12 protein-coding genes are annotated in these 12,839 nt (G+C 63.4%); 7 read left to right on the top strand and 5 right to left on the bottom strand.

The window, feature by feature from the left end; translation table 11 throughout:
* Nucleotides 1-113: 113 nt before the first annotated feature.
* Nucleotides 114-1,655: a PTS transporter subunit EIIC gene (locus E0E00_RS02870; RefSeq protein WP_207302626.1), complete on the top strand. Its 1,542-nt coding sequence runs from the start codon at nt 114-116 to the stop codon at nt 1,653-1,655.
* Nucleotides 1,656-1,733: 78 nt separating this feature from the next.
* Here the strand turns inward: E0E00_RS02870 and E0E00_RS02865 are convergent, their stop codons facing one another.
* From E0E00_RS02865 to E0E00_RS02850, 4 genes are all read right to left on the bottom strand, one after another.
* The gene (locus E0E00_RS02865; RefSeq protein ID WP_130811086.1) at nt 1,734-2,795 is read right to left on the bottom strand and encodes a MupG family TIM beta-alpha barrel fold protein; all 1,062 of its coding nucleotides are present in this window, start codon (nt 2,793-2,795) and stop codon (nt 1,734-1,736) included.
* 96 nt (nt 2,796-2,891) lie between these two features.
* Entirely contained in the window at nt 2,892-4,376 is a 1,485-nt protein-coding gene (locus E0E00_RS02860; RefSeq protein ID WP_371683366.1) for a PTS transporter subunit EIIC, read from the bottom strand.
* A gap of 71 nt (nt 4,377-4,447) precedes the next feature.
* Nucleotides 4,448-5,350 (bottom strand): N-acetylmuramic acid 6-phosphate etherase, encoded by a 903-nt coding sequence (gene murQ / locus E0E00_RS02855; RefSeq protein WP_130811085.1) that lies wholly within the window; start codon nt 5,348-5,350, stop codon nt 4,448-4,450.
* Nucleotides 5,347-6,315, bottom strand: coding sequence for a MurR/RpiR family transcriptional regulator (locus E0E00_RS02850; RefSeq protein WP_207302625.1), 969 nt, complete (start codon nt 6,313-6,315; stop codon nt 5,347-5,349). Before E0E00_RS02850 ends, murQ begins: the two co-directional genes overlap by 4 nt.
* 399 nt (nt 6,316-6,714) lie before the next feature.
* On the opposite strand from E0E00_RS02850, the gene E0E00_RS02845 reads away from it, so the two are divergent.
* The gene (locus E0E00_RS02845) at nt 6,715-7,206 is read left to right on the top strand and encodes a transposase (protein WP_130811083.1); all 492 of its coding nucleotides are present in this window, start codon (nt 6,715-6,717) and stop codon (nt 7,204-7,206) included.
* Between the two features lie 167 nt (nt 7,207-7,373).
* On the opposite strand, the gene E0E00_RS02840 is transcribed toward E0E00_RS02845, so the two are convergent.
* Nucleotides 7,374-7,685, bottom strand: a complete 312-nt coding sequence (locus tag E0E00_RS02840; protein ID WP_130811082.1) for an iron-containing alcohol dehydrogenase — start codon at nt 7,683-7,685, stop codon at nt 7,374-7,376.
* Nucleotides 7,686-8,000: 315 nt separating this feature from the next.
* Here E0E00_RS02840 and E0E00_RS02835 point away from each other — a divergent pair, with 315 nt between their 5' ends.
* From E0E00_RS02835 to E0E00_RS02815, 5 genes are all read left to right on the top strand, one after another.
* A complete protein-coding gene (locus E0E00_RS02835) occupies nt 8,001-8,603 on the top strand; it encodes an amidohydrolase family protein (RefSeq protein WP_242622106.1) in 603 nt (200 codons plus the stop codon).
* Between the two features lie 40 nt (nt 8,604-8,643).
* The gene (locus tag E0E00_RS02830) at nt 8,644-9,408 is read left to right on the top strand and encodes a hypothetical protein (RefSeq protein ID WP_130811080.1); all 765 of its coding nucleotides are present in this window, start codon (nt 8,644-8,646) and stop codon (nt 9,406-9,408) included.
* On the top strand, nt 9,386-9,760 hold the full coding sequence (locus E0E00_RS02825) for a hypothetical protein (protein ID WP_207302624.1): 375 nt from the start codon (nt 9,386-9,388) through the stop codon (nt 9,758-9,760). Before E0E00_RS02830 ends, E0E00_RS02825 begins: the two co-directional genes overlap by 23 nt.
* 183 nt (nt 9,761-9,943) lie before the next feature.
* Nucleotides 9,944-11,380, top strand: coding sequence for a PTS transporter subunit EIIC (locus E0E00_RS02820; protein WP_130811078.1), 1,437 nt, complete (start codon nt 9,944-9,946; stop codon nt 11,378-11,380).
* Nucleotides 11,381-11,865: 485 nt separating this feature from the next.
* The gene (locus tag E0E00_RS02815; RefSeq protein ID WP_130811077.1) at nt 11,866-12,537 is read left to right on the top strand and encodes a DUF3800 domain-containing protein; all 672 of its coding nucleotides are present in this window, start codon (nt 11,866-11,868) and stop codon (nt 12,535-12,537) included.
* Nucleotides 12,538-12,839 lie beyond the last annotated feature (302 nt).

Genomic DNA, 12,839 nt, shown 5'->3' with positions numbered 1-12,839 from the left:
GCAAAGCGACCTGCGTCGGGCTGAGGGCAATTGCGGCCGACGCAGGCCGTATGGCTCGTCTGCCGCGATGTGGCGGCTTTCTGTGACGGGAACATCTGCGATAAGGGGAGAGCATGGGAGATACAAGACGGAGGGGCAAGGTCATGGACTACCTCTCTAAGCTGGGGCAGAGCCTGATGCTGCCGATTGCGGCGCTTTCGGCGGTCGGCCTGCTTCTGGGAGTTATGAGCGCCCTGACGAAGGATGCGGTCATTGCCGCAGTGCCGGCCTTCGCGCCGACGGCACCGGTTGGGTTCGTCTTCGCCACGGTCAAATCGGTGGCGAACGCGGTCTATGCACAGATCCCCGTGCTGTTTGCCGTCTGCCTTGCACTAGGGCTCGCCCGGAAGGACAAGGAGATAGCCGCCTTCGCGGGCTTCGTCGGCTACTACACGTTCATCGCCGCCGGCGCGGCAATGGTCAAGAGCGGCCTCGTCGATTTCGGCTCGCTCGATACGGCGGGCGTGCTTGGAGTCGAGGGTACGCCGAACATGTCCGCCTTCGGGGGCATTGTCGTCGGCTGTCTCACGGCTGCGCTGCACGACCGTTTCATCGACACGAAGCTTCCCGTTGCCATCTCCTTCTACGGCGGGAAACGCTCTGTGGCAATCGTCGTGTTCGCCGCAATGCTCATCCTGGGCATTCTCTCGCCGTTCGTCTGGCTGCCCCTCTCGGTCGCCATCACGGCTCTTGGCACGGCCATCGCAAGCCTCGGGAACCTGGGCGTCTTCCTCTTTGGTCTGGCGGAGCGCGGCCTCATCCCGACCGGCCTCCATCACATCATCAACCAGCTCTTCCGCACGACCTCCATCGGCGGTGTGCTCAATGGGACCGAGGGCTGCCTCAATATCTTCTATCAGTACGTTGATGGCATGGGCACGGCGGCGTTGTCTGACTACACCCGCTACCTCGCGGAAGGCAAGTTCGCATTCATGCTCTTTGGCCTTCCCGCTGCGGCTCTCGCCATCATCCGCTCCGCGCCTGAGAGCAGGCGCGACGGCGTCAAGGCACTCGTCGTCGCCGGTGCGGTGACGGCGTTCGTTTCCGGCATCACCGAGCCGCTTGAGTTCTCGTTCCTCTTCGCGGCACCGGTGCTCTATGCCTTCCACTCCGTGATGGCGGGCCTCTCCTTCATGCTCACGCATATGCTGGGCGTCTCGATTGGCGGTACGGGCGGCGGCGTCATCGACTTCTTCATCTGGGGCGTGCTGCAGCCTGGTTCCCGCTGGTACATGGTCATACCCCTTGGTGCCGCGTACTTCTTCGCCTACTACTTCGTGTTCTACAGGTACCTTACGGCGAGGCACGTCGTGATCGACGCGTCGGACGACTCGGCCGAGGCCGCCGAGAGGGCGGAGATCGCCGAGGGGGTCATGACGCCGCAGCTTGCCTATATCGTCGAGGGCCTTGGCGGCACAGACAACATCGTCAGCATCAACAACTGCATCACGCGTCTCCGGGTCGACGTGAGGGACATGTCGCTGATCGACGAGGACATGCTCAAGAGGTCGGGCTCTCTGGGCGTTAAGAGGATGTCCGACACCCACGTCCATGTCATCTACGGTCCGGCGGTCGAGAACATCGCAACGCAGCTGCACAGCGCCCTCAAGATGTAGCCTTTGCAAGCCAACACAAAACGGGCGGGCAGATCCGTGAGGGTCTGCCCGCCCTGTCAGCATGCTGCCATCCCCATCTCAGACCTCCACGAAGCGGAAGCCCGCGCCTCTCTTGACGTGGGGAAGGAAGGGGAGGCCTGTCGCCACCACCTGCCCGACTTTGATGTCGCGCCCGTCGAGGGGGAAGCGCTTGCGTGCGATCTCGAGCTCACCGGCATAGCGGCCGTAGGCCGTCGTGCTCATGAGGATGTCGCCGGGCTGCGCTACGGCACCGGGATGCTCTTGGGGAGACGGCGGTTCGGGTACGTCGTCCCAGAGCCTCGACTCCTGCGAACGCACGATCCAGGGCGAGGAATCGGGCCTCTCGTGCTGGATGCGGCCGAAGAGATGCCGGAAGGGAGCGTCGAGCTCGGCATGCAGGCTGAGGCATCCCGACGAGATCTCTGCCATGCGCCGCCAGAGCTCCGGCGAGGCGCCCGGGTCGCCCAGAAGGACCACATCGCAGCCCGCATCTCCGAGCTCGAGCATGTCGAGGGCCAGCTTTCCCCCGGTGTCTCCCCGATGTGCCTCGACTGTCGGCAGCCCCTCATGGAGCGGGCCTCTGAGGTCGCGGTCGCCGGGAACGAACCCCATGACCTGGAACCCCAGAGCCTTGAGGCGGGCATTCATGGCGGCAACATCCTCGACCGCAAGGCCCGTGAGCGGCTTGGGATAGAAGTTGTGGCAGGCAGCGAAGCGGGAGAAGTCGGCATCGGCTGCCCTCCAGGCCACGATGTCTGTCTCAGAGATCGTGGAGGCATTGAAGACCACATGGAAGATGCCGGAGAGCTCCACCGTCCGCGTGGCGTCGAACCCGTCATCCAGGCGCACATACTCGACGCCGAGCCGCCGCAGCTCTTCAAAGTTCTCGCAGCCCAGCTTCTTCAGGGTCGCCGGCGCAATGTCGGCAATGAGGGCGATGCCGTGGCCATGGCAGAGCGCGAGCAGCTGCCGTGCGCGGGTCCTATAGTCGACACCCGCCTCTTCGGGGATATGGAGCGACGTGAAGGCATAGCGGACGCCTGCGGTGCCAGAGCGCTCGACGAGCGCTGCCTGCGCCTCTGGATCCTGAGAGAGGTAGATGGATATGCCAGTTTCCATTGAGTCCTCCCTGATAGCTGGTCTCTGGGGCTCCTGCCCAAATGGAGCCTGCGGCACCGGTCCTGCAGGCTCCAGGAAGACCATGAGCCTCGCGCCTTATGCCTCCGTGCCGAAGACATCGTCGATGCGGGCCTCGTCCACACCGAAGAAGCAGGTGAAGGCAAAGCCTGCCGCATAGGCGGCGAGCATCGCGATCACATAGTAGAGCTGGGTGCCTGGCACCACGATCAGGAGCCCGAAGAGGCCCGAGACGCCCTGGGAGACCGTGCCGAGGTGGAAGAGCCAGGCGAGGACGCCGCCGACGCCGGCACCGAGGCAGGCCGTCACGAAGGGCTTGCCGAGGGGCAGGGTCACGGCATACATCAGCGGCTCGCCGACGCCGAGGATGCCGACCGGGATGGACTCGCGCAGGTAGGTCCTGACGCGCTCGTTCCTGGTCTTGACATAGAGGGCGATGCCTGCGCCGACCTGGCCGCCGCCTGCCATCATCAAGATCGGGAGCAGGTAGTTCACGCCTGCCGAAGGGCCGGCAGGATCGTTGAGCATTGCGTGGATTGGCGTCAGGGCCTGGTGCAGGCCGACCGACACGAGCGGCAGGAAGATGGCGGAGAGTAGGTAGGCACCGAAGACGCCGAGGGTGTTGTAGAAGAAGAACAGGATCACGAAGATGGCCTGGGTCAGGAAGGCGCCGAGCGGCTGCAGCACAAGGACAGACGCCACTGCGCCGATGCAGACCGTGAAGAGCGGCGTCAGGAAGGTATCGAGCATGCTCGGCATCGCCTTGTGAAACTTCTTCTCAAGCCAGGCAAAGAAGATGCCGCAGATAAGGGCACCCAGAAGGCCGCCTGCAGCGGGGTTGTAGACCGTCGAGAAGCTGACCGCGAAGGCACCATCGGCGAACGAGGGCACCGGGAGGGCCAGCGGCAGGCTCACGAGGACCGCACCATCCTTCGACTTGGCCAGAAGCGGCATGGCGGCATTCGCGATGGACAGGGCACCTGCCATGGCGCCGAGGATGCCCGATCCGCCGAACTCCTTGCTGGCATTCATGCCGACAAAGAGCGGCAGGTACAGGAAGAGAGCCCAGCCCATGGTGCGGATGCACTGGTACCACCAGACGCCTGTAAAGGCATCGCCGCTCGAGACGTTGATGACGTTGGCGATGCCGTTGATGAGGCCGGCAGCGATGATGCCTGGCAGCAGCGGCACGAAGATGTTCGCAATCTTCTTCAGGAAGCGTTGGACCGGCTTGTCGTGCTTTGCCTTCTGGGTAGTCTTGTTGGCAGCAGCCGTGATGAGCACCTCGTTGGTCACATCGTCAGGCCTAATGCCGGTAAGCTTCGACAGGGGCTCGAGCACCTTGTTCACCGTGCCCGGCCCGAGGACGATTTCGTAGTGGTCCCCATCCGCGACCAGACCCATCACGCCTTTGATCTGCCTGATGGCAGCCTCGTCGACTCTGGAGGGATCATGGACCTTGATCCTCACCCTCGTCATGCACGCCATGTTGCTCACGACGTTCGTTTTGCCGCCGACCGCATCGAGGATGCTCTGGGCGACCTTTCCGTAGTCCATGCTCATGCTTGCTCCTTCTCTCGTTCCCGTCCATGCATTATGTCTGACGGATGCGCCCTGCCATCCGCGGAACACCGCTATCTGCCGGGTGCGCAGGCCTCGCGCACCCGGCCTGCAGCCCTCTCGAGGCGTGACGCGGCCTCCTCGGCCGAGCAGGGCACCTTGAGGGCAACGATGGCGCGCTTGGCAGAGCCGCCCCCGGCAGCCAGTGCCGCAGCCGCCTCGGCTCGGGTGCAGCCGCATGCTGCCATCACGATGTTCTGGGCACGGGCCACGAGCTTCTCGTTGGACTGCCTCACGTCCACCATCAGGTTCTCGTAGGCCTTCCCGAGCCCCACCATCACGCCGGTCGAGATCATGTTTAGCACCATCTTCTGGGCTGTGCCGGCCTTGAGGCGCGTTGAGCCGCAGAGCACCTCGGGACCGCAGCAGGGCTCGATCGCCAGGTCTGCCACCTCGCCGATCTTTGAGTGCCGGTTGCAGGCTATCGCGACCGTGTGGCAGCCGAGCTCCCTGGCATGCCTGAGTCCGCCGATTGCATAGGGGGTGCGGCCGCTTGCAGCGATGCCGATGGCCAGATCGCGCTCCGAAAGGCCGATCGCGTCGAGCTCCTCGCCGCAGAGGGTCAATGAATCCTCTGCGCCCTCGACGGCCCGCACGAAGGCGCCTTCCCCTCCGGCGATGAGGCCCACCACGACATCAGGCGAGACGCCAAAGGTCGGCGGGCACTCGACTGCATCGAGCACCCCGAGCCTGCCCGAGGTCCCCGCCCCGAAGTAGACGATCCTGCCACCGGCCCTGACAGAGGCGATGCCCCACTCGATGGCCTGGGCAACCTCGTCTAGGACCTCGCCGACCGCATCGGCGACCTTGTGGTCCTCGACATTCATCGCCCCCACCAGCTCGCGTGGGCTCATCTCGTCCAGATGCATGGTCGAAGGGTTGCGCCCTTCGGTCGACAGCTTCATCAGATCGATTATCTTTCTCCCCCTCTCCCCTCGCCAGGCCTCTCATCCGGCACGCCGCCAGGGCCCTGCCCCTTCCCGATCCAGTTCGTGGAAAGGCGCTCGATGCTGGTCTCGTAGGTCCTGTCCACATAGGCGGTGAACAGCACGTCCACGACGTTGAGCTGCGCAATCCTCGATGACATGGCACCGCTCCTGACGACAAGCTCGGTCGCGGCCACGCCGAGCACCACGTCGGAGAGCGCTACGAGCGGGGAGCCGAAGCTGCCGCGGGTGATCGAGATGATGGTCGCCCCATTTCCCTTCGCGATGCGCACGCAGTGCAGCACGTCCTCTGTCATCCCCGAGTAGCTGACCACGACCGCAAGGTCATGCGGCTTCGTGTTCCGGGCGTAGAGCATCTGCGAATGCAGGTCGTCCGACAGGTCGCAGGAGACATCGAGGCGTAGCAACTTCAGTTGCAGGTCATGGGCAACGAGGAGCGAGGCGCCGATGCCGTAGAGGCAGATATGGCGGGCGCCAACCAGAAGGTCCACAGCACGCTCGATCGCGGCCGGATCGAGCCCATCGCGCGTCAGCTCGAGGGTGGCGATGTTGCGGGCTGCGACCTTGTTGATGATGGCCTGGACCGAATCTCCCTGCAGCGCTCCCTCCGAGATGACGCTCGCGCTGCGTTCGGCTACCGCCAGATCGTAGACAAGCGCCTGCTGTAGGTCGCGATAGCCGGCGAATCCGAGCTTGCGCGCCAGACGCACCACGGTCGAGGGCGAGGTATAGGTCAGCTCGGCCAGACGGTGGGTGGATATCCCGACCGCATCCTTGGGATGCGACAGGAGAAACTCCACGATGTTGCTCTCTGCGGTGCTGGCAAGGGGGCGGTACTCTTCGAGATGCACCCTGAAGCCACGGCGCGGCATGCTGTCCAGGTGCGGCGTGCCCTGCCCGAGCCCATCCCTTTGGCTTCCCTCTCCCGCCATCATGCCTGCTTTCCCATTCAAGCGTCTTCGGCCCTGCCTCGGCCCTCCTTGTCCAGCGCACGGCCGGACGCTTGGCTTCATGATATGTCTCATTCATGATTCATTCATCAACTGACATGTTCGTTGCATGTTGTGGCACAGGACGGCGTATCCGCAGGTTGCCTGCCGCCGCTCGCCGTCGCCATCCGTCCGCTTGGAGCCCGGCGTTTCATGGGGGTGCTCGTCTCGGGCAATCAGGCCGGTTCCGGCAAGAGGAGAACGGCATCCTGACCCACCCGGGTTTGGCCGCGGATTAGCTGGATGAGGAACCCGGACGGCCACCTCGGATCTCCTCCAGGGGGTTGCGGTCCCGGGTGACGCGGGCAGGCCTTCCGCCAGAAAGGAGACGATGGGAGACTCTCGATGCCGTACGCAGGTGTGGACGTCGCGAAGGCGGACCGCGCGACAGGGGCCGTGGACGAGCATGGCGAGGAGCTTGGCAGGCCCATGTCCTTCAAGAACTTCCTCGAGTGGGGGTGCGCCAAGGTCGAGAGGCCCATACGGGAGCCCCTCATCCCCACCATCCCGGCGTCTCCCACATCATGGGCCCAGGCCGCCTCGGGAGTCGGCGATGTCTCGCGGTTCGGAGGCACCCTCCCTCGCGAAGTACGCGGGACTCGACTCCTCGGTGGGCAGTCCGGGAAGTTCGACTCGGGCGGAGGCCCCATCACCAAGCATGGCTCGCCATACCTCAGACGGGCGCTCTGGCTTGCTGCCAACGGGACAAGGCAATACGACCCTGGTCTCAAGGCCTTCTACGACAAGAAGGGGTCCGAGCGTACGCCCCACAGGGTGGCCGTGACGGCGGTGGCAAGAAAGCTCTGCCACATCGTCTTCGCCATCATGAGGGACTAGGTCGCCTACGATCCCAGCAGGTAGGCCGGAGCCTCTCCAGAAGCATTCGGCTTTCAAGGTGCAATGTCATGCCCTGCTTGCTGACGCTTGATGAGCCTCGCCTCAAGAAAACTGGGCGGGAGCCCTTGACTTCATATGGCTGGTCTCCTTCCGCGTGCGATGCTTCCCTACAGGCTCTCACGGAAGATCCGTTCGACCTCCTGGGGCTCGAGCCTGTGGTAGCCGCCGTCCAGGATGAAGGTGGCCTTGACCGCCGCGGGGATGTTCCCCTCGGTGAGGCCCAGCTCACGGGCGTGCTTGACCACGCCGATCTGGTCCATCCATGCGCTCATGGCGAGAAGGCCGGCCTCGGCGACCTCGCGCTCGGTCCTGCCGGCGTCATCCACGTTCCACACCACACGGGCAAAGCGCGCGAACTTCTCCACACCGTAGGGCATGACCAGGCGATGGTAGGGGAGGCTCACGGCGGAGAGGGTCATGCCGTGCGTGGCGTCCGTGACGGCACCGATGGCCTGGCCGAGCCCCCAGCCTGAACTACGCGCAGGGGGACTACGTTCTCGAGCGCATGCTCGCCGATATGGATGAGGCGGGCGTGGATGCTGCCGTATTGAAGGTCCCGGGCTGCAACGAGTGGATGTCGCTCGAGACGTGCCAGCTCTTCAATGACGGCATGGCGCGCTATGCACGCGAGTCCGGCGGCAGGCTCGTTCCGCTGGCAGTAGTGTGCGGCCACGGGAGGGCCTCGCGTAGATGCCGAGATAGACCGCTGCCTAGGGGAGCTGGGCTTTGGCGGAGTGCAGCTGTGTGCCCACTACGGCAACCACTACCTGGATGACAAGATGTTCTCTCCGCTGTTCAGCAAGTTGGACACGCTGGGGGCCACGGTGTATGTCCACCATGTGCCGGTGCCGGTGCATGCGGAGTCGCTGTTGGGCTACAACAACCTTCGTCGCTCATACGGGCGCTGTGTGGACCAGACCACGGCGGTGGGCAGGGAGCTTTTCTCCGACTTCTTCGAGCGATACCCGCATCTGCGCATGGTGCACTCCATGCTGGGTGGTGGCTTCTTCGCCATCCAGCAGATGCTGCTACCCCACGCGAGTAAGCGAAAGGATGCCGTCGAGCGCTTCAAGACGGACGATGGCGAGCTGGCCGAGCGTCTGCGCAGTCACGTGTACTTCGAGATGTCACATGCCCAGCCTTGGGGCAGGGATGCCCTGGAGTGCGCAATCAGGGTCATGGGCGCCGATCGCGTGGTGTTCGGCACGTCCTATCCCGTGCGGCGCGAGTGGTTGCTGGATGGGCCCTCGTTCGTGCGCGGCCTGGACATATCCGAGGTTGACAAAGAGCTGGTGCTGGCCGGCAACGCTCAGGAGCTTTACGGCATCGGCGGGTAGAATGCGTCCATCCTGCCATACGATTGAAGGAGAGAAGAGCATGCTGCTGGCTGGTGGGGGCAAGGCTGTGGTGGACCTGGACGGGATCCTTCCGTTCGACGGGTTCGGCTCGGTGCGTGACTCCCTCTGTGCACGTGCGTTGGTGCTGGATGCGGTGCTCGGGGACGGTGCGCAGCGAGTGTGCATCGTGGTGCCGGACGCAACGTCCATCGCGCCGGACCTGATGACCTCTCTGCGCGCCGCAGCAACGACGGCCTCCGGCTGCACGGGACCGCATCTGTGGGTGTGCGTGTCCCACACGTTTAGCGCCCCACACGTGCGAGCACCCTCTCACCTTGCGGATGATGCCCAGCGCGGACGCAACCTAAGGCTGCGTGATGCGTACGGGCTGGCAGTGACCGCTGCTGTGAGGCATGCAACCGCATCGTTGCGCGAGGTCACGCTCGGCTGGGGTGCGGCGCCCACCACGGCCAACGTCAACCGCGACGTGGAGACACCTGCCGGTTGGTGGCTGGGCCGCGATCCAAACGGCTTTTCTGACCACGGGGTGCGAGCACTCGTGGCGCGCGATGCGAGCGATGGGGGCGTTGTTGCCACGCTCTTCTCGGCAGACGTGCAGCCCTCGGTGCTCTGTGGATCTGCAAGCAGCGATGGGTTGCATGCCGTGTCTGGCGACATTGCGGGAGAGGCCGCTCGCGCGCTGGAGGAAGGGCTTGGCGGAGGCCATCGCCCGCATAGAACCCATCACGCAGGTGCCCCTCGACCGCATGGTGGTGCAGACCATGTACCACACCGTCGCGCATGATGACTTTCATCTGGACTTGCGCTGTGAGGTCATCTCTCTTGGAGGGTTTCACCTGTTCGTGTTCCCCAGCGAGTTTGGGGGCGACTTTGGCATTCGCATGCGCGAGGAGTGCCCGGTACAGGGTTTGGTGTTTGGCTACACCAATGGGTACCACGAGTACTTCCTGCCCTCATGGGAGTACGGCTTGTCGTTTGAGACGGCTCACACCGAGGTTCCCAAGGGCGAGCTGAGCGCATCTGCGACAAGTTCGTGCAGGCCTCCAAGCTTCTGGGTGGCATCTAGGGTTGCCCCTAGTCATTCAGGATGCAATAACGGAATAAATCAAGGTAAATACAGAATTGCTGTGGAATAAATAGCTTCGTAGACTTGTACTCAGAGGGTGGGAGAGAGGCAAGACCCACCACAAGGCACTTCGTCAAGGGTCCAAAGGCGATCCTCCCAAACGTCGACTACGGGAGCCACAACCAATCGACCACAAGACAACCGAACAGCATGCGCTTCTCAATGAGGAGGGAACGATGAGGTACCAGGCTCTCTGCGAGACCATTATCGAGAGGTTGGCGGTAGGGACAACGTCAAGGACGTGAGCCACTGCATCACACGCCTGCGCTTCCACCTGAAGGACGAGTCCAAGGCCGACACCGAGGATCTTAGGGCGACCAAGGGCGTCATCGACGTGATTCAGGCCGGCGGCCAGTACCAGGTCGTGGTTGGCGCCACGGTGGACGCCATATACCAGGACCTTGTTCAGGTTGGCGGCTTCCAGGAGAATGCCGAGGTCCAGGACAACCCAGATACCGAGAAGGACCTCGCAAGGGGCAAGAAGAAGGACCCCTTCACGCGCCTGCTGGGGGTGATCTCCGAGATCCTGCAGCCGGTGTTGGGCGTCCTGATGGCCGGCGGCTTCATCAAGTCGCTCCTTGCCCTCACCGCCGTCGCGGGGTGGCTTGCAAATGACAGCTCCACCTATATGGTGCTCTCCGCCATCGGTGACTCGGCGTTCTACTACTTCCCGCTTATCATCGGGTGGACTTCCGCCAAGAAGTTCGGACTCAAACCCGTTATGGGCATGGCGCTCGGTGGCATTCTCGTGTATCCGACGCTCGTCGCGCTCACCGGTGTGGACCCGCTCTACACGATTGGCGCCGGCACAATCTTCGAGTCCAAAGTATACGATGACATCTTTGGAATTCCCCTGGTCATGCAGGCATATTCCAGCACCATCATCCCGGCGATCTTCATCGTGTGGGTAGCGGCAAAGTTCCACAAGTGGCTCATGGGCGCCCTGCCTGCGCTGGTCGCGTCGTTCCTGGCTAACATCATCACCCTGTTCGTTTGCGGCATTGCCGGTCTCGTTATCATCGGCCCTGTCACTACCATTCTGTCCAACATCGTTGCCGCAATCATCATGGCACTCATCAACTTCCAGCCTGCCATCGCCGGCTTCGTTATCGGCACCTTCTGGAGCTTGCTGGTCATGTTCGGCCTGCACTGGGGCATCATCCCGCTCTGGTTCCTCGACGTGGCCACCTATGGCTACGACCCGATTAACCCGCTGGTCTATGCAGGCGGCTGCGCCATCGTGGGTGCCTGCATCGCCATCATCGTCCGCACGAGGAGTGGACAGGAGAATGCGGATGTCAATGTTCCCGCTTTGATCTCCTCTATCTTCGGCGTGAACGAGCCTGCTCTGTACGGCCTGCTCATCCCACGTCCCAAGGCCATGTGGGCGACGTTTGTCTCCGCTGGTGTCGGCGGTGCCATTGCAGGCCTCTTTGGTGCCAAGCTGTACTCCTTCGGTGCCTCCGGCCCGCTTGGCTTCCCGAGCTTCATCAACCCCGCTGGCATCGACACTGGCTTCGTTGGCCTGGTTGTCTCCGGTATCGTCGCGTTCGTCTGTGCGCTTGTGGCGGTTATGGTTATCGGCGTCAAGAAGGAAGAGGGGAAGGGCTTCACCCTCAAGGTGGAGTAGTGCCTCTCGTCAGCAAGCGCCGGCTGGCTCATGCGTGGGCGGGGTGCGTCGACTTCCCGGGCACCCCGCCCGTTCCTCATGGCCGCGCGCAGTCGGGATGCGAGGAATGGGCTCGCCGGCGCGAAGGGAGTGGGCGCCATGGTCTCGGATTCCAAAGTGCGGCACTTATTAGTGCGTCCTTACGGGGAGAGGCCCTCGAGCCTGTCCTGTCCCCGGCATTGAAACCCGGGCGCTGCCCGGCCAAGGCTGCCAGGTGGGAAATGCCACATGCAGAATAATCACGGAGATTAAGACATGCCTGCAGGTCAGAGGTAATGTTTTCTGAAAACTGCTGCGGAAGTCAGGTTCTGACCGTGTGGGTGGATGGCGACCCCTCGACAGCGCCGCCCGCCCGTGGTATAAAGTGATTGGCTACTGCCGCGCAAGCGGAGGGCTACCAAGTGCCGGGGACGTTTTCCCCGGCTCTTTTCGTTTTGGGAGCGGTTTTGAGAGAGCTCAGCATCTTCATCGACGAATCTGGAAGCGATGGCCTGGACGCCCCATACTACATCCTCGCCCTCGTCCTACACGAGCAGGGCAACTCGCTCGACAGCGAGATTGCGCTCTACGAGCGGTCGCTGCGCGAGAGGGGCCTGCCGGACATCCCGGTGCACACGACCCCACTGCTCTACCGCAAGAAGGCCTACGAGGGCATGGACGAGGAGACGAGGAAGCGCCTGCTGTCGTCTTTCCGCGTCTTCTTCCGCCACCTTCCCATCCGGCACGCGTGCCTGACGCTCGACACCAAGGGCTTCACTACGCCGGACGACGTGACAGTCGGCATGCGCCGTGCGCTCGTGGAGTTCATGTTCGACAACATGGTCTACCTGCAGGGCTTCGACAATATCAAGGTCTACTACGACGACGGCCAGCGTTCGATCGCCCGCGCGATTCACGAGGCAGCGGACTACGCGCTCTCCAGGAACGCGGTCATCTTCCGCAAGGCGTCGCCCGCCGACTACCGCCTCGGGCAGGCGGCGGACTACATCTGCACGGTCGAACTCGCCGCCCTCAGGTACCGCGACAAGCAGACCACGTCAACCGACGAGAAGTTCTTCGGCTCGCGGGCGCAGTTCAAGAAGGGCATCCTCAAGGAGGTGCGCGCGAAGAGGATGTAGCGGTCCCGGTACGAGCCTGAGTATGATTCGTACCAGTATGAGACCCAGTCTCGGAAGGAGCAGTTTCCGCAAACCTCTGACCAGCGGAAACGCGAGCGCGAGCCAATCTCCCACTCCCCGTACGTTACTGAGGTGGAGTAATGCCTCTCGTCAGCAAGCGCCGGCTGGCTCATGCGTGGGCGGGGTGCGTCGACTTCCCGGGCACCCCGCCCGTTCCTCATGGCCGCGCGCAGTCGGGATGCGAGGAATGGGCTCGCCGGCGCGAAGGGAGTGGGCGCCATGGTCTCGGATTCCAAAGTGCA

Source organism: Olsenella sp. Marseille-P4559, assembly GCF_900605015.1.
Lineage (GTDB): Bacteria > Actinomycetota > Coriobacteriia > Coriobacteriales > Atopobiaceae > Tractidigestivibacter.
This window is presented reverse-complemented; position numbering and strand designations above follow the sequence as displayed.